Genomic DNA, 15,982 nt, shown 5'->3' with positions numbered 1-15,982 from the left:
GTGATCGCCGTACGCTGCACCTCGTGACCGGTAATCCCCGTGTGCTGATCGATGCGACCGCGGTGCCCGCGGACCGGGGTGGGGTCGGGCGATACGTGGACTCGCTCGTCGCGGCACTGGACCAGGACGGGGCGCGGCTCACGGTGGTGTGCCAGCCCCGTGACCTGCCGCTTTACCGCCTGCTCGCGCCCGGCTCCCGGGTGGTGCCGGCCTCCCCGGCGACTTCCACCCGGACCGCCCGGCTGACTTGGGAGCAAGCCACCTTGCCCCGGCTCGCGCGGCGGCTCGCGGCGGACGTCGTGCACTCGCCGCACTACACGATGCCGCTGGCCAGCGGAGCCGCTTCGGTGGTGACGCTGCACGACGCGACCTTCTTCACCGACGCCGTGTTGCACTCGTCGGTCAAGGCCCGTTTCTTCCGCGCTTGGACGGCGACGGCGCTGCGCCGGGCGACCCTCTGCGTGGTGCCCAGCCAGGCGACCGCCACGGAACTCAGCCGGGTCAGCCCGGTCCGCCGAGCCGAGCTGGAGATCATCTACCACGGCGTGGACACCGACAGGTTCCACCCGCCATCGCCGGAGGAGATCGCGGCCGCGCGCGCAGCGGTGGGGCTGGGACGTGCGCCGTACGTCGCGTTCCTTGGCGCGCTCGAACCGCGCAAGAACGTGCCCGCGCTGATTCGCGGGTACGCCAGGGCCGTCGCTGGGCAGCGGGAGGCGCCTGCGCTTGTGCTGGCCGGTCAGCCTGGCTGGGACACCCAGGTCGAACGGGCGCTGGACGCGGTGCCCCACCGGTTGCGGGTGATCCGCGCCGGTTACCTGCCCTTCGGCACGCTCGCCGGGTTCCTCGGCGGGGCGGAGCTGGTTGCGTACCCCAGCCTCGGCGAGGGGTTCGGCCTGCCGGTGCTGGAGGCGATGGCGTGCGGCGCGGCCGTGCTGACCACCCGGCGGCTGTCGCTACCCGAGGTAGGCGGCGACGCGGTGGCGTACTGCGGGGTCGGCGCCGGTGACGTCGCTGCCGCGCTCACCGAGCTGCTCGATGATTCGGCCCGCCGCGCGTTCCTCGCCGCGGCTGCGCAGCGTCGTGCGAAGGACTTCTCCTGGGCTACGACGGCGGAGCAGCATCGGGAGGCGTACGCGAAGGCGTGGTACCAACACCGCCGCCGACGCTGACCGGCGTCGCCCGGTTCATCCTTCGCAGCATCAGGAACGCGCCCACGACGAAGGCGACCGCGATCGCGTAACCGGCGATGAGCAGCCCCACATGCCCGGCGAAGTTCCCTCCGCGCGGAGGCAGGACGACGGCGAACACCGCGGAAAGCGCGACCAGCCAGTTCCGTGCCCGGCCGGACGGCAGCGAAGCGGCTAGCGGGAGCACGGCCCACAGCAGATACCACGGCTGCACGGCCGGTCCGAACACCACGAGCAGGGCGAGCATCAGCCCGAGCGACCGCACTTCGTCGATCCGGCCGGTCCACTGCCGGCGCAGGACCAGCGCGATCCCGGCCGCGCTCACCACATACCCGATGATCCGGCCGACGCCGATCATGGACTGGGTCACGTGTGCGCCGAACAGCGAACCGATGCCGCCGATCAGGAAGCCGAACCAGTTCGTCGGCGCCATCCAGCTGTTCACCTGTCCCGAGGCGCCCAGTGCCGAGATCCAGCCGAACCCGAGCCCGGTCGCCAGCGAAACCAGCACGGACACCACCGTGAACGCGGCGACCATCCCGGCACCGGCGAGCAGGAAGTCACCGAGCCGTGCCCCGCGGCGCCGGGCGAGCGCGGTGCCGACCGCCGCCAGCGCGACCAGCGCGGGCAGCTTCACCTCGGCGCCGAGTGCGATCAGCACCACCCCGGCGGTCAGCGGCCACCAGCGGACTTTGTCCGCCAGCGCGTCGAAGGCGAGCGCGGTGCCGGCCAGCATCAGGCCGAGCATCAGCGCGTCGTTGTGCGCACCGGCCACGAGATGCCAGAGCACCAACGGGTTCAGCGCACCCAGCCAGAGCGTGACCCGCGGCGAGACGCCCACGCGGGCGGCCAGCCGCGGCAGCGCCCACACGATCAGCACCAGCGCGAGGACCTCGACCAACCGGTGCAGCACCAGCCCGGCCACCGGGTTCCCGCCGCAGAGCTGGGCGATCACCCGTTCCACCGCACCGAAAAGCGGACCGTACGGCGAGGGCGTGTTCTGCCAGTACCCACTGACCCGTTCGACGATCGCGGAACCCGCGCCGAGCCCGTCCAGCGGCCCGACGGTGTTCGGATCGAGCCCGCGCGCGGCGATTTCCCCTTGGGCCAGATAGCTTGACACGTCTCCGCTGAACAACGCGGGCACGGCCAGCAGCGGCAGGCACCACAGCGCGACTGTCCACTTCAGCCACCCGACACCGGGCAGCTCACGCCCGAGCGGGAGCAGCACCCAGCACAGCACCAGCAGCCCGACGCCGCCGACCCCACCGGCGAGCGCCAGCATCGACGCCCCCGGCGTCGACGGCCCGACCAGCACAGCCACCGCGAGCAGCGCGCCACCGCCGAACCCGGTCCAGCGCAGCACTTTCGCCGACGGCCATCCCCACCGTCCATTTCGGTCGGTGAAGAGCTGGGAAAACCATTGCCACATAACCGAAGGCTATCTGCCGTTTCGCAGGCTCCGCAGGCGGCATCGGCGCCGATCCAGAACGTCTGACGTTGTTACTCGCAGTGATCGCGGTGGTCGGCCTTGGTGGCTGTCCGTGATCGGTGGACAATGGCCCGGTGACTGAGCAGCGCACGTATGGCGACCGGGTCGGGATCGTGACGGTGACCTATTTCGCCGGGGACACGCTCGAGAAGTTCCTCGACACCCTGGAGAAGGCGACCGAGCGGGACGTGCACGTCGTGGTCGCGGACAACGCCTCCACGGACGGGGCGCCGGAGCGGGCCGCCGAGCGCGAGAACGTCACCCTGGTCAGCATCGGCGAGAACGTCGGGTACGGCACGGCCGCCAACCGCGGGGCCGCCGCGCTCGACGACAGCTACGGCTGGATCGTCGTGGTCAACCCGGATCTCGAATGGGAGCCCGGCGCGCTGGACGCGTTGCTGGAGGTGGCCGGCCGGTGGCCGCGCGGGGGCGCGTTCGGGCCGCTCATCCACGATCTCGACGGCACCGTCTACCCGTCGGCCCGGCTGCTGCCCTCCTTCGGGCGGGGGATCGGGCACGCGGCGTTCGGCAAGATCTGGCCGGGCAACCCGTGGACCCGCGAGTACCGCCAGGAGAACGCCGCGCCTGCGGAACGGGTCTCCGGGTGGCTTTCCGGCTCCTGCCAGCTGCTGCGCCGTGAGGCGTTCGACTCGGTCGGCGGCTTCGACCCGCGCTACTTCATGTACTTCGAGGACGTCGACCTCGGCGACCGGCTGGCGAAGGCGGGCTGGCTGAACGTCTACGCCCCTTCGGCGGGCGTGATGCACATCGGCGGGCATTCGACGGCACAGGCCTCGGCGAAGATGCTGCGCGCGCACCACGCGAGCGCCTACCGCTACCTCGCCGACCGGCATCGGGGACTGCGCTGGAAGCCGGTGCTGGCCGCGGTGAAGCTGGGCCTGGCGCTACGCGTGAAGCTGGAGACGCGCCGGGGCTGACGGGACCGGCCGCCCCGACTGGCCCCGGTCCGTCAGCCCGTCACAGACCGTCGAGACGGCGGGAGAGGTTCGAGCGGCCGCTGGTCTGCTTGATCGTCGGGACCAGGCCGGTCATCTCCGCCTCGGCCGGGTCCTTCAGCGGGGTCGGTACCGGCTGCGCCTTCGGCCGGGGCAGCAGCGGGGTCGGCTTCGCCTCGGGGCCGCTGGTGACGTCGAGGGGCTGCGTCGGGTTGGTCCGGGCGAGCGGGTGCTCTCCCGGGGTGGTCGGCGCGTAGCCGTTCAGCGGATGGTCGTGCTCCGCGATCAGGGACGCGGGCAGCTGGGTGGTCGTGTCCGGGTCCTGCCCGTCCAGTTCGGCGACCACCGCTCTGGAGATCTGCTGGGTGTTGGAGGCGTCCATCGGTGACGTCATGTTGTCCGGCGTCACCACGAAGGCGCCGCGGGACCGTGCGCGTGCGAGCAGGGCATCCGCGCGATCGCGGGGGTCCATTCCCCTCGGCCTCCCGACTGAGCAGGGGCCCCTCTGCGGAAAGGCCCTCCTGTTTCGTGTCTAGGGTAGGCCCTCGGGGGCCAGGCCGCCCACGTTTCCCGCAGGCTTGTCGCCCAGTGGTGCGTGATACAAAGGAGAATTCTGTGACGCCCGAGATCGAAGCCGACGCGGTCGTGCTGGTGGGGGGACGGGGCACCCGGCTGCGCCCGCTCACGTTGTCGGCGCCCAAGCCGATGCTGCCGACGGCGGGGACCCCCTATTTGAGTCACCTGTTCTCCCGCATCCGTGCCGCGGGGATCCGGCATGTCGTGCTCGGCACGTCGTACCAGGCGGAAGTCTTCGAGGAGTACTTCGGCGACGGGTCCGCGCACGGGCTCGAACTGGAGTACGTGGTGGAGGACGAGCCGCTCGACACCGGCGGCGCGATCCGCAATGTGCACGACCGGCTGCGCGCGGACCATGCCATCGTCTTCAACGGCGACATCCTCTCCGGCGCCGATCTGCGCGCGCAGCTGGGGAGGCACGTCGAGACCGGTGCGGACGTGACATTGCACTTGCAACGAGTTGCGGACCCCAGCCGGTTCGGCTCGGTGCCGACCGATCGCGACGGCCGGGTCACGGCGTTCCTGGAGAAGACGCCGAATCCGCCGACCGATCAGATCAACGCCGGGTGCTACGTCTTCCGCCGCGCGGTCATCGAGGCGATCCCGGCCGGGCGGCGAGTGTCGGTGGAGCGCGAGACGTTCCCGGGTTTGCTCGCCGACGGCGCGCACCTGCATGGTTTTGTCGACTCTTCGTACTGGCTCGACGTCGGGACGCCGGAGGCGTTCGTGCGGGGCAGCGCGGACCTGGTCCGCGGCGTCGCGCCGACCTCCGCGCTGGCCGGGCCGACGGGGGAGTCACTGGTATTGGACAGTGCGTCGGTCGATGGAGCGGCCACTCTCGACGGCGGTACGACGGTGGGTGCGAAGGCCGTGGTCGAAGCGGGGGCGAAAGTCACCGGCTCGGTCGTGTTCGACGAAGCCGTGGTCGGCCCGGGGGCGACTGTGGAACGTTCCGTGCTGGGTCGCGGGTCGCGGGTCGGCGCGGGCGCGGTCCTGCGCGGGGTGGTGCTCGGCGACGGCGCGAGCGTCGGCGCGGGCTGTGAACTGCTCGACGGTGCGCGAGTGTGGCCGGGTGTTTCCCTGCCGGACGGCGGCATCCGGTTTTCGAGCGACGCGTAATGGAGTGGCGTCCGCCGTTCCCGCTGGACCTGGCCGCGGTGCTGGGCCCGCTCAGTCGTGGACGGGGGTCGCTCAACTTTCGTGCGCACCGGGGGGTGTGGTGGCTGGCGGCCAACACACCCGGCGGCAAGGGCACGCTCGCGCTGCTGCGTCGTCCGGACGGCGTGGTCGAAGCCGCGGCCTGGGGCGACGGCGCGGATTTCCTGCTGGCCGGCGTGCCCGCTCTGCTCGGCGCCGAGGACGACGACACCGGTTTCGCCGCCCATCACGAGGTGCTCGCGCAGGCCCGGCACGAGCATCCGGGCCTGCGGCTCGGCTCGACCGGGCGGGTGTGGGACGCGCTCGTGCTCGCCGTGCTCGAACAGAAGGTGACCGGCAAGGAGGCGATCCGTTCGTGGGCGCAACTGTGCCGGTGGTTCGGCACGCCCGCGCCCGGACCGGCGCCGGAATTCCTGCGGGTGCCCCCGGATCCGGCCGCGGTTCTGTCTATTGTGGACTGGAACTGGCACCGGATCGGCGTCGATCTGCAACGGCGCACGACCGTCATCGAGGCCGCCCGCGTCGCGCCACGGCTGGAGGAGGCGGTCCAGCTGGCCGGCGCCGAAGGCCGCGCCCGGCTGCGCAAGGTGCGCGGCATCGGCGTGTGGACGGCGGCGGAGATCGCCCAGCGCGCCTGGGGCGACCCGGACGCGGTCAGCTTCGGCGACTACAACATCCCGTCCATGGTCGGCCACGCGCTACTGGGCCACCGCATCGACGACGAGGCCATGGCGCGGCTGCTGGCCCCGTACGCCCCGCACCGGCAGCGCGCTGTGCGGTACCTGGAGACCTCCGGCGTCCGCGCTCCGCGGTACGGGCCGCGCATCGAACTCCGCGACTACCGCGCGATGTGATGGTCCGTGAAGGGCCCCTTCACAGACAGCCACCACGATTCACCGCAGCGCGGCTTCGGCGATGGCCAGCGCCTGTTTCGCCGAGAGACCGAGGCTTCGGGTGGTCGCCGCGTATTCCTGGGCCGCGGTGCGGGCTCGGGCGAGGGTCTCATCGCCGGTCGAGCCGACGAAAGTGCCTGCGCGGCCACGGGTTTCCAGAAGGCCCGCCTCCTCCAGCTCACGGTAGGCGCGGGCCACCGTGTTCGGGGCGATGCCCAGCTCGGCGGCCAGCGCACGCACGGTCGGCAGCTTCGTGCCGACGGTCAACGTGCCGTCGTTGATCTGCGTGGCCAGCGCGGAACGCACCTGCTCAAACGGCGGGACCGGCGACGCGCTGTCGTAACTGATGCTCATCGCCCGGCGGCCGCCTGCATCAGCTCGGTCAGGTCCTCCGAACCGGCGGGCAGCGCGTCGACCGGCCACCAGCGCAGGTCGTCGGATTCCTCGCTGCGCACGGGCTCCGCGCCGGGCGGGGCGTGGAGCACGTATCGCACGTCGAAATGCCGCGTCGGCACGCCCAGCGAGCAGGTGATCGGGTGGACGTCGAGGTGCACCGGCGTCTCGCTGATGGTCAGCCCGGCAATGCCCGACTCCTCGGTCGCCTCCCGCAGTGCGGCTTCGGCCAGGGAAGAGTCGGCCGGTTCGCAGTGCCCGCCCAGCTGCAGCCACCGGCCCACCCGCGGATGGAGCGTGAGCAGCACCTGCTTGCCGGTCGAGTCGAGGACCACGGCGGACGCGGTGAGGTGCCCAGCCTCGCACGCGCGCTGACAGGTGTCCGTACGCGACGCGAGGAAGCCGAGAAATGCCTGCCGCAACGATTCTTGCGAAGCCGGCGTGGGAGTCCACGCCGACAGGGCGGAAACGGCGGAGGCGTGGAGTGTCACAGCTCGATCAGTCCTTTCCCGGTGGTCAATGGTCCGCGGGTGGGCGGCGGGTCGCCTGCCGGATACCCGATGGCGACCGAACCCAGCGGCTCCCACTGATCGTCCAGGCCGAGCGTGGACCGCACGAGGCCGGCGGCGAAGATCGTCGACCCGATCCAGCACGAGCCGAGGTCTTCGGCGGCGAGCGCGACGAGCAGGCCCTGCACGGCGGCGCCCGCGGCGACGGTGAACATCGTGTGCTCGTGCCCGTTCCGCCGTTCGTCGCGGTAGGTGTGCGCGCCTTCCGGCACCAGGAACGGGATCACCAGTTCCGGTGCGCGGTAGAGAATGTCCCCGCGGGACAACCGTTTCGCGATCTGTTCGGGCGTGAACCCGTCGCCGGCGAGGTCCGCCTGCCACGCCTCGCGCATCGCGTCGAGCAGCTTCTTCCGCAGCCCGTGGTCGCGCAGCCAGAGGAACCGCACCGGATGCGTGTGGTGCGGCGCGGGCGCGGTCAACGCCGAGGCGACCGCTCGCCGCAGCGCCGCCGGATCCACCGGCTCGTCGCTGAACTGCCGTACCGAACGCCGGTTCGGCACGGCTTCGCGGCGGCCCTGCGCGATCGATTCGTTGGTGCCGAGCCGGAACAGGTCCACCTCGCCGGAGCGGATCAGGTCCCGCGCGCACGAGCCGTCGTCGACGATGTCCAGCCCGCGTACCACGGCCACCGGCACCCCGCCGAGCTTGCCCTTCACCAGGTCCGCCGCGGCGGCCAGCTCGTCGGCCACCGCGACCTGGGTGACCGCGAGTTCGTTGCCCTGCACGTCGACCTGCCCGGCGTACCCGTGCAGCACGCGGAGCCCGGACGCGCCGATCGCGGCGTCGGTCTGCCCGACCCGCCAAGCCCGGCCCATGGTGTCGGTGACCACCACGGCGACCTCGACGCCCAGCCGTTCGCGCAATCCGTTGCGCAGCGCGAGCGCCGAGGCGTCCGGGTCGGCGGGTAGCAGCGCCACCTCGTCGCGGCGCACGTTCGACGCGTCGATACCGGCCGCGGCCTGCACGATGCCCAGCCGGTTCTCGGTGATCAGCGTGCGCGAGAACCGGGCCACCACCCGTACCGACTCCTGCTCGACCAGTTCGCGCCGGGCCGCGTCGCGGGCCTCGGGATCGCTGGGCACGCGCACGAGCCTGCTCTCGACCTTGGAGAAGGCCTTGCTGGTCACCACGACCACGTCCCCGGAACGCAGCCACGGCGCGGCGGTCACGATCGCGCCGGTCAGATCGTCGCCCGGGCGGAACTCCGGCAACCCGGTGACCGGGAGCAGCTCGATCTTCGCGGAGGCGTGATCAGTCAAGGGAAACTCCTGCCAGGTCGAGGGCTGCGCGGACCATCGCCGCGGTTGCGTCCACATCGGACATAAGCAGGGGCACGGCGCGCACCGCCACGCCCGGCACCGTGACGCCCTCGTCCTCCGGCGCGACGAGCCAGCCGTCCAGCACGCCGCCCTCGGACCGCGCGCCGTAATGCCGTCCGACGGCCTCCGCGGAGGTCTCAACGCCGATCGCGGTGAGGCAGGCGTCCGCCATCCCGCGCAGGGCCTTGCCGCCGATGATCGGCGAGAAGCCGACCACCTTCGCGGACGATTTCCGCAGCGCTTCCCGGATTCCGGGCACGCCGAGCGTCGTGCCCACCGAGACCACCGGATTGGACGGCGCGAACAGCACCACGCCGGCGTCGGCCAATGCTTCGAGCACCCCGGGGCCGGGCTTGGCCTCGTCGTTGCCGACCGAGACGATCGAATGCGCGGGCAGCTCCGCCTTGTAGCGCACCCACCACTCCTGGAAGTGGATGGCCTTCTGGCGCTCCGGCTGGTCCGGATCGTCGATCACCACGTGGGTTTCGACCCGGTCGTCGGACATCGGCAGCAGCCGCACGCCGGGCTGCCAGCGGTCGCACAGCGCCTCGGTGACCGCGGAGAGCGGGTAACCCGCGCGCAGCATCCGCGACCGGATCAGATGCGTGGCGAGATCCTTGTCGCCGAGCCCGAACCAGGTCGGCTCGGCCCCGTAAGCGGCCAGTTCCTCCTTGACCACCCAGGTCTCGCCGGCGTGCCCCCACCCGCGAGCGGGGTCGATGCCGCCGCCGAGGGTGTACATGCAGGTGTCCAGGTCGGGGCAGATGCGCAGGCCGTGCATCCACACGTCGTCCCCGGTGTTGACCAGCGCGGTGATCTCGTGCGGGGAGTCCCCGGCGCCGATCGCGGGCAGCCCGAGTGCGGTCTTGACGCCGAGCAGGAACCGGGCGCCGCCCACTCCGCCGGCCAGTACGACGATCTTCACGACTGCGGATCCTTGCACGTATCCGGTCCCGGGACCCAGTACCGGTATCTGTGGTGCTCCGAACAGCCGAGTGCGGAGTACAACGCGAGTGCCCCGGTATTGCCGAGCGCGACCTGAAGCACCCACTGCGTTGCGCCGTGCGCCCGTCCCCACGCGGCGAGCGCGTGCAGCACCGTGGCGGCCAGACCGCGCCGCCGGAAGTCCGGTCGCACGGCGAGCCGCGCGACGTGCAGCCAGCCGTCCACGACGGCTCCGCGGACGGCACCAGCGGTGACCTCGTCGGAGGTGACCACTCCGTAGCCCACCTTTCCGGTGGTCAGCACGTGACGTTCGGCTGCGCTCGGGTACCGCGAACCGGCGGTCAGCTCCCACCACTGCGGCGTGGGCTCGTCGAGGACCTCGGCCTCGGGAGCCGGCCCCGAAGGCAGTGGGCCGGTCTGCACGGTCACCCGGTGCCCGGCCGCATGCCCGACCTGCTCGACCCAGCCCTCGGCGGCCACCGCACGCTCCAGCGCGCTGTCCTCCACGACCTGGACCGCGGGCGTGATGGCACGGGCGTGGGCGAACTCACACACCGCGCCGAGCGCCGCCGGGACGGGCATTCCGGGGTCGCCGACGGCGAGTGCGCTGTTCGCGCGGCCGGTGAAGCCGTCCGCCCAGCGCAGCCGCCACTGCCCGAGCGGCTCCTCGGTCAGCGGGGGCCATGCCCTCGAACAGACGATTTCGAGCTTTTCGCCGGCATCCACGGTTAGATTGTGACTGAAAGGGTGCGCCCATTCCGCAGGAGAACCGATGAGCTACGCGCGCAAGGACGACCGGCACAACGACGATCTGGTCGACGAGATCGCCGACGGCTTCAACCGGACGTTGAAGGAGAAACGCGAGGACGGCAAGCCAGCCGGGCCCGGGTTCACCATCACCGGCGATGCCCGCGACACCCCGAAACCCCGGCGCCGGGAGCGCTGAGCGGCCCGGATTCCCCCCTGGTCCGGCGGTCGGAATAAGGGTCGCCTAACCGGCACCGGGGGTGCGGGAAGCGCGTAATGTCCGCAGCAGAGAAGGCCCAGCAGCAGAAAAGCAGGAGACCGCAGTGACCTACGTGATCGCCGAGCCCTGCGTCGACGTGCTCGACAAGGCGTGTATCGACGAGTGCCCCGTGGACTGCATCTACGAGGGCGAGCGGATGTTGTACATCCACCCGGACGAGTGTGTGGACTGCGGTGCCTGCGAGCCGGTCTGCCCGGTCGAGGCCATCTACTACGAGGACGACGTGCCGGACAACTGGTCCGATTACACCAAGGCGAACGTCGACTTCTTCGACGAGCTGGGCTCACCGGGCGGCGCGTCCAAGGTCGGCAAGACCGCGCACGACCCGTCGTTCATCAAGGCCTTGCCGCCGCAGGGCGAATGACCCGGCTGCCGGACTTTCCCTGGGATTCGCTGGCCGGGGTCAAGGCCCGCGCACAACAGCACCCGGGCGGTCTCGTGGACCTGTCCGTCGGCACGCCGGTGGACCCGGTCCCGGACAGCATCCGCGCGGCGCTCGCGAGCGTGTCGGACCTGCCGGGCTACCCGGCCACGCACGGCACGCCCGAGCTGCGCTCGACCGCGGTCGAGGCGCTCGGGCGCCGCTACGGCGTCACCGGCGTGGAGCCGGAGGCGGTGCTGCCGACCATCGGGTCCAAGGAGGCGGTGGCCTGGCTGCCGCGGCTGCTCGGTGTCGGGCCGGGCGACACCGTGGTGATCCCGGAGCTGGCCTATCCGACCTACGAGGTGGGCGCGCTGCTCGCCGGGGCCGAGATGCTGCGCGCGGACGGGCTGACCCAGCTCGGCCCGCGCCGTCCGGCACTGCTCTGGCTCAACTCCCCGTCGAACCCGACCGGTCGGGTCCTCGGCGTCGAGCACCTGCGCAAGGTGGTCGAATGGGCGCGCGAGCGCGGCACGATCGTGGTGTCCGACGAGTGCTACCTCTCGCTCGGCTGGGAGGCCGAGCCGGTGTCCGTGCTGCACCCGTCCGTCCACGGTGGACAGACCGACGGCCTGCTCGCGGTGCACTCGCTGTCCAAATCGGCGAACCTGGCCGGGTATCGCGCCGGGTTCGTGACCGGTGATCCGAAACTGGTCAAGCAGTTGCTGGACATGCGCAAGCACGCCGGCATGATCGTGCCCCGGCCGGTGCAGCAGGCGATGGTCACCGCGCTGATCGACGACGAGGCCCTCGCCGTCCAGCGCGAGCGTTACCGGCGGCGTCGGCTGGTCCTGCGCAAGGCGTTGCAGGACAGCGGTTTCGAGATCTCGTATTCGGAAGCCGGGCTGTACCTGTGGGCCGGCCGCGACGAGCCCTCGCTGAGCACCGTCGACTGGCTGGCCGACCGCGGCATCCTGGTCGCCCCCGGCACCTTCTACGGCCCGGCGGGTGGCTCGCACGTCCGGGTCGCCCTCACCGCCACCGACGAGCGGATCGACGCGGCCGCGGAGCGGCTGGCCGGCTGAGGCTTCAGTAGTCGCAGCTGTGAAGGGGCCCTTCACAGACTCTGAGTCCGTGAAGGGCCCCTTCACAGACCTTCACGGCCCCTTCACGGACCTCCGCGGGTCAGTAGTCGCGGCCGTTGAGCCCGCGGTAGACGAACCTGGTCAACGCCTCCACGGCCGCTTCGTCGGTCAGCGGCGCCGAGCCGGCCGGCTGTGAGGTCAGCAGCCACGTCTGCGCGAAGCCGTCGTGTCAGGTTTGGTGGTTGCCTTTATCGCGCCGACGGCGTCGGCAGCCTTCTGGATCCGCGCCCACAGCTTCGGCCAGGCGGCTCGTGCCTCGGCGCGTTTGGCCAGCTCGTGCTCGGCGATGCGGCCGGCGACGAAGCCCACCTCGGCGTCCGCCTTCCCGAGGGCGGCGCGGACCTTTTCCGCGGCCACCACGGCGTCCTGGTGATCACCGAGCACGGTCTGGAATTTGCGTGTTGCCTTGATCAGCTCGGTGAATTTCGCGGCGTCTTTCTTTTTCGCCGTCGATCGGGCCAGCTCGGCGGTGTAGCGGAGCTTCTTGCCGTGAATGCGCAGGGCGTGCAGATCGTCGTCCGGGGGATCGGCGGGCAGGGCGCGGACGGCCTTGGCGAGCTTCCGATACGGCTTCCGGAGGTCGGCGATCGGACCGGTCCGGCCGGCCGGGTCCGCGGTGTTCTCGTGTTCCGGGACGTGCGTGAGCTGAGCGATTTCGTGCAGCAGCGTCGTATAGCGCGCGTCGGAAAGCGCGCGGGTGAGCCGGCGGCGAGCGGTCCCCCGCTCGGCGACGAACAGTGACACCAGCCTTCGTCCGGCCGGTTGGTCGCGGACCTCGAACGTGCGCACCACCTCGCGGAGGTGACCGATCAGCACGTCGTAATCGCGTACTTCGCCGAGTGATTGGCCCAGCCAGCCCAGCTCACCGCGGACCTGCTCACCGTCCGGACCCAGCAACGGCCCGGACGTCTTGAGCACACTGCGCATCCGCCGCAGGGCGACCCGCATCTGGTGCAGATCCTCGGGATCGGTGCCGGTCCGGGTGCCCGCCTCCCGCGCGAGCAGCTTTCGCAGCTCATGATCCAGCTTGACGCGGACGTGCGTCGCCGCGGGCGCACCCGGCGCCGCCTTCCTCGGCACGACGGCAAGCCCGAGCGCAGCCGGATCGGTCGGCTGCGCTCGACCGTTTCTCCGGGATGAGGTGGTCACCACCTGAATACTAGGTGAACGAACGCGCGTCGCCGAGCCCTTACTCACCGCTGCCCCAAACGCTGTGAAGGGTCCCTTCACGGACTCAGAGTCCGTGAAGGGACCCTTCACAGCATGTCGGTGGCCGGGCGGGTCGATCGGCTCAGTTGGCGTGCAAAGCGGCGTTCAGCTCGATGCCCACCCCGGCCCGCGGGACGACCTCGACGGCGCCGGTCGCGGAGTTGCGGCGGAACACCGCACCCGAGATCCCCGAGATCTCACGGGCCTTCACCGTCTTGCCGTCGACCTCCACCTTCGTCCCGGAGGTCACGTACAGGCCGGCTTCGACCACCGAGTCGTCGCCGAGGGAGATGCCGATGCCGCCGTTCGCGCCGATCAGGCAGCGCTCGCCGACGGAGATCACCTCGGTGCCGCCGCCGGAGAGCGTGCCCATGATCGAAGCGCCGCCGCCGACGTCGCTGCCGTCACCGACCGTTACACCCGCCGAGATGCGGCCTTCGACCATCGAAGCGCCTAGGGTGCCGGCGTTGTAGTTCACGAAGCCTTCGTGCATCACCGTCGTGCCGGCGGCCAGGTGGGCGCCCAGACGCGCGCGGTCGGCGTCGGCGATGCGTACGCCGCTGGGCGTCACGTAGTCGACCATGCGCGGGAACTTGTCGATGCCGTACACGGTCACCGCGCCGCGGGAACGCAGCCGCAGGCGGGTCTGTTCGAAGCCTTCGACCGGGCACGGGCCGTGATTGGTCCACACGACGTTGGCCAGCAGGCCGAAGACGCCGTCGAGACTCTGCCCATGCGGCCGGACGAGCCGGTGCGAGAGCAGGTGCAGCCGCAGGTACACGTCGTGGGCGTCGGCGGGTGCCGTGGCCAGGTTGCCGATCGTGACACGTACCGCGACGACCTCGACGCCACGGTCGGTGTCCGGTCCCAGCAGCGCGGCGGCAGCGTCGCCGAGCAGCTCCGCGGTCTGCTCCGCGGTCAGCCGTTCGGTGCCGGAAGCGCCCGCGTCGGTCAGCTTCGGCTGGGGGTACCAGGTGTCCAGCACCGTGCCGTCGGACGTCACGGTGGCCAGCCCGACGCCGACGGCGCCGGTCTTTTCGGGGTCAGGGGTCTGCTCGCTCACGCCGGTCACGGTAGCCGAGCCGCGCCGCCTCAGCCCGTGGCGGCCTGCCGGTTCACCTGCTTCTTCACCGCGGCGATGGTGGTCGCGACGTCCGTGAGCGCCTTCGTGCACGCGCCGCCCGGCGAGGGCACGGTGGTGCATCCGGCCTCGCGGAACGCGCTGACCGCCTGGTCGAGCGCGGTGGCCTCGGCGTCGAGCGGGCGGTCGACGGTCTTGCCCGCCTGTGCGCGCGCATGCACGGAGCCCGAGGTGCCGCCGACCTCCGTGACGTACTTCTCACAGCCGCTCGGCCGCTGCGTCTGCGGGCTGGAGTAGCAGGCGTCGGCGGAAAGCGCGTCGAGCTTGATCGGCAGGGCGTCCGGGCCGGGCGTGCCGGGGTTCGGGCCGGGGGTGGGGCCCGCCTCCTGGCTGCAGCCGGTCAGGACGAGGGACAGGACGCCCAGAGCGACCAGAGAGCTTCGCGTGCGCACATCCCTCACGGTAGCCCCCGTCCGGCCTGGGTACGGTGCCGGTATGACCTTGCTCGACCTGCGTGCCGACCCCGCCGACCTCACTGCCGCTCTCGTCGACGTGTTCAGCGTCTCCGGCCAGGAGACGAAGCTGGCGGACGCGGTGCAGGCAGCACTCACCGAGCAGGCGCCGCACCTCGAAGTGGTCCGCAACGGCGACGCGGTGCTCGCCCGGACGAACCTGGGTCGCGCGTCCCGCGTGGTGCTGGCCGGCCACCTCGACACCGTGCCGGAAAACCGGAACCTGCCTTCGCGGCGCACCGGCACCGGCGACGGAGAGGTGCTGCACGGACTCGGCACGGTGGACATGAAGGGCGGCGACGCGGTGTTCCTGCACCTGGCCGCCACCCTGCCGGAGCCGAAGCACGACATCACGTTCGTCTTCTACGACAACGAAGAAGTCGAGGCGACGCGCAACGGCCTCGGCCGGATCGAACGCGAAGTGCCCGAATGGCTGGCCGGTGACCTGGCGATCGTCGGCGAACCGTCGAACGGCGTGATCGAAGCGGGCTGCCAGGGCACGCTTCGGGTCGAGGTGCGCACCAGCGGCGCCCGGGCGCACACCGCGCGCGCGTGGATGGGCCGGAACGCGATCCACGCGCTCGCCGAACCGCTGCGCCGGCTGGCCGAGTACTCCCCGCGGGTGGTCGACATCGACGGCCTCACCTACCGCGAAGGCTTGCAGGCCACCGGGATCTCCGGTGGCGTGGCCGGAAACGTGGTGCCGGACGCGGCCGTGCTGACGGTGAACCACCGGTTCGCCCCGGACCGCGGCACGGATCAGGCCGAAGCACACGTACGCGAGGTTTTCGACGGGTTCGATGTGTCCCTTGTGGACCTTTCGCCGGCCGCGCTGCCCGGGTTGTCCGCACCGGCTGCCGCCGAGCTGGTCGCCGCGGCGGGCGGGCGGGTGGCGGCGAAGCTGGGTTGGACGGATGTGGCCCGGTTCGCCGCGCTGGGCATGCCCGCGGTCAACCTCGGCCCCGGCGACCCGACGCTCGCGCACACTCAGCAGGAAAACGTGCGTATGGCGGAGATCCGGCAGGTCGCGGCGACGCTGCGTACGTTCCTGGCGTGACCGGGGGCGGGATCGCCGGGTCGGGAAGGCCGGGGATCTCTTGCGGGGAAAGGAAAAGCCGCCTTCGGCCAGCCGCCTCGGACCGATTCCGCGACACCT

General features: G+C 71.4%; 18 protein-coding genes. 8 read left to right on the top strand and 10 right to left on the bottom strand.

Features of this window, described 5'->3' with window-relative positions; all coding sequences use genetic code 11:
* Window positions 1–41 precede the first annotated feature (41 nt).
* Window positions 42–1,172 (top strand): glycosyltransferase family 4 protein, encoded by a 1,131-nt coding sequence (locus tag ATK36_RS11770; protein WP_098511288.1) that lies wholly within the window; start codon window positions 42–44, stop codon window positions 1,170–1,172.
* On the opposite strand, the gene mptB is transcribed toward ATK36_RS11770, so the two are convergent.
* Window positions 1,105–2,622: a polyprenol phosphomannose-dependent alpha 1,6 mannosyltransferase MptB gene (mptB, locus tag ATK36_RS11765; RefSeq protein WP_170069699.1), complete on the bottom strand. Its 1,518-nt coding sequence runs from the start codon at window positions 2,620–2,622 to the stop codon at window positions 1,105–1,107. The genes ATK36_RS11770 and mptB overlap by 68 nt on opposite strands.
* A gap of 134 nt (window positions 2,623–2,756) precedes the next feature.
* Here mptB and ATK36_RS11760 point away from each other — a divergent pair, with 134 nt between their 5' ends.
* Entirely contained in the window at window positions 2,757–3,620 is an 864-nt protein-coding gene (locus ATK36_RS11760) for a glycosyltransferase family 2 protein (RefSeq protein WP_211291860.1), read from the top strand.
* Window positions 3,621–3,660: 40 nt separating this feature from the next.
* On the opposite strand, the gene ATK36_RS11755 is transcribed toward ATK36_RS11760, so the two are convergent.
* A complete protein-coding gene (locus ATK36_RS11755; RefSeq protein ID WP_098511286.1) occupies window positions 3,661–4,110 on the bottom strand; it encodes a hypothetical protein in 450 nt (149 codons plus the stop codon).
* Window positions 4,111–4,253: 143 nt separating this feature from the next.
* On the opposite strand from ATK36_RS11755, the gene manB reads away from it, so the two are divergent.
* Entirely contained in the window at window positions 4,254–5,333 is a 1,080-nt protein-coding gene (gene manB / locus ATK36_RS11750; protein WP_098511285.1) for a mannose-1-phosphate guanylyltransferase, read from the top strand.
* Window positions 5,333–6,226, top strand: coding sequence for a DNA-3-methyladenine glycosylase family protein (locus ATK36_RS11745; RefSeq protein ID WP_098511284.1), 894 nt, complete (start codon window positions 5,333–5,335; stop codon window positions 6,224–6,226). The genes manB and ATK36_RS11745 overlap by 1 nt, the downstream gene beginning before the upstream one ends.
* A 39-nt stretch (window positions 6,227–6,265) precedes the next feature.
* Here ATK36_RS11745 and ATK36_RS11740 read toward each other — a convergent pair whose 3' ends face one another.
* The 5 genes from ATK36_RS11740 to ATK36_RS11720 are packed head-to-tail and all read right to left on the bottom strand — an operon-like array spanning window position 6,266 to window position 10,217.
* The gene (locus ATK36_RS11740) at window positions 6,266–6,619 is read right to left on the bottom strand and encodes a GntR family transcriptional regulator (protein ID WP_098511283.1); all 354 of its coding nucleotides are present in this window, start codon (window positions 6,617–6,619) and stop codon (window positions 6,266–6,268) included.
* Window positions 6,616–7,149: an NUDIX hydrolase gene (locus ATK36_RS11735; RefSeq protein ID WP_098511282.1), complete on the bottom strand. Its 534-nt coding sequence runs from the start codon at window positions 7,147–7,149 to the stop codon at window positions 6,616–6,618. The genes ATK36_RS11740 and ATK36_RS11735 overlap by 4 nt, the downstream gene beginning before the upstream one ends.
* A complete protein-coding gene (locus ATK36_RS11730; protein WP_098511280.1) occupies window positions 7,146–8,543 on the bottom strand; it encodes a coenzyme F420-0:L-glutamate ligase in 1,398 nt (465 codons plus the stop codon). The genes ATK36_RS11735 and ATK36_RS11730 overlap by 4 nt, the downstream gene beginning before the upstream one ends.
* Window positions 8,479–9,471 (bottom strand): 2-phospho-L-lactate transferase, encoded by a 993-nt coding sequence (cofD, locus tag ATK36_RS11725; protein WP_098511279.1) that lies wholly within the window; start codon window positions 9,469–9,471, stop codon window positions 8,479–8,481. Before cofD ends, ATK36_RS11730 begins: the two co-directional genes overlap by 65 nt.
* Entirely contained in the window at window positions 9,468–10,217 is a 750-nt protein-coding gene (locus ATK36_RS11720; RefSeq protein WP_098511277.1) for a GNAT family N-acetyltransferase, read from the bottom strand. The genes cofD and ATK36_RS11720 overlap by 4 nt, the downstream gene beginning before the upstream one ends.
* 46 nt (window positions 10,218–10,263) lie before the next feature.
* Here ATK36_RS11720 and ATK36_RS32190 point away from each other — a divergent pair, with 46 nt between their 5' ends.
* The 3 genes from ATK36_RS32190 (at window position 10,264) to dapC (ending at window position 11,964) form a co-directional block, all read left to right on the top strand.
* A complete protein-coding gene (locus ATK36_RS32190; RefSeq protein ID WP_098511276.1) occupies window positions 10,264–10,437 on the top strand; it encodes a hypothetical protein in 174 nt (57 codons plus the stop codon).
* Between the two features lie 124 nt (window positions 10,438–10,561).
* Window positions 10,562–10,882 (top strand): ferredoxin, encoded by a 321-nt coding sequence (gene fdxA, locus ATK36_RS11710; protein WP_033293324.1) that lies wholly within the window; start codon window positions 10,562–10,564, stop codon window positions 10,880–10,882.
* Window positions 10,879–11,964, top strand: a complete 1,086-nt coding sequence (gene dapC / locus ATK36_RS11705) for a succinyldiaminopimelate transaminase (RefSeq protein WP_098511274.1) — start codon at window positions 10,879–10,881, stop codon at window positions 11,962–11,964. The genes fdxA and dapC overlap by 4 nt, the downstream gene beginning before the upstream one ends.
* Window positions 11,965–12,162: 198 nt before the next feature.
* Here dapC and ATK36_RS11700 read toward each other — a convergent pair whose 3' ends face one another.
* From ATK36_RS11700 to ATK36_RS11690, 3 genes are all read right to left on the bottom strand, one after another.
* Window positions 12,163–13,173, bottom strand: a complete 1,011-nt coding sequence (locus tag ATK36_RS11700; RefSeq protein ID WP_098511273.1) for a CHAD domain-containing protein — start codon at window positions 13,171–13,173, stop codon at window positions 12,163–12,165.
* Window positions 13,174–13,315: 142 nt separating this feature from the next.
* The gene (dapD, locus tag ATK36_RS11695; RefSeq protein WP_098514813.1) at window positions 13,316–14,296 is read right to left on the bottom strand and encodes a 2,3,4,5-tetrahydropyridine-2,6-dicarboxylate N-succinyltransferase; all 981 of its coding nucleotides are present in this window, start codon (window positions 14,294–14,296) and stop codon (window positions 13,316–13,318) included.
* Window positions 14,297–14,325: 29 nt separating this feature from the next.
* Window positions 14,326–14,766, bottom strand: coding sequence for a hypothetical protein (locus ATK36_RS11690; RefSeq protein ID WP_098511271.1), 441 nt, complete (start codon window positions 14,764–14,766; stop codon window positions 14,326–14,328).
* Between the two features lie 43 nt (window positions 14,767–14,809).
* Here ATK36_RS11690 and dapE point away from each other — a divergent pair, with 43 nt between their 5' ends.
* Window positions 14,810–15,883, top strand: a complete 1,074-nt coding sequence (gene dapE, locus ATK36_RS11685) for a succinyl-diaminopimelate desuccinylase (RefSeq protein ID WP_098511270.1) — start codon at window positions 14,810–14,812, stop codon at window positions 15,881–15,883.
* The last annotated feature ends 99 nt before the right edge of the window (window positions 15,884–15,982 follow it).

The sequence above is a fragment of the Amycolatopsis sulphurea genome, from assembly GCF_002564045.1.
Taxonomy (GTDB): domain Bacteria; phylum Actinomycetota; class Actinomycetes; order Mycobacteriales; family Pseudonocardiaceae; genus Amycolatopsis; species Amycolatopsis sulphurea.
The sequence above is the reverse complement of the archived record's forward strand: the minus strand, read 5'-3'. Positions and strand labels throughout refer to the sequence as shown.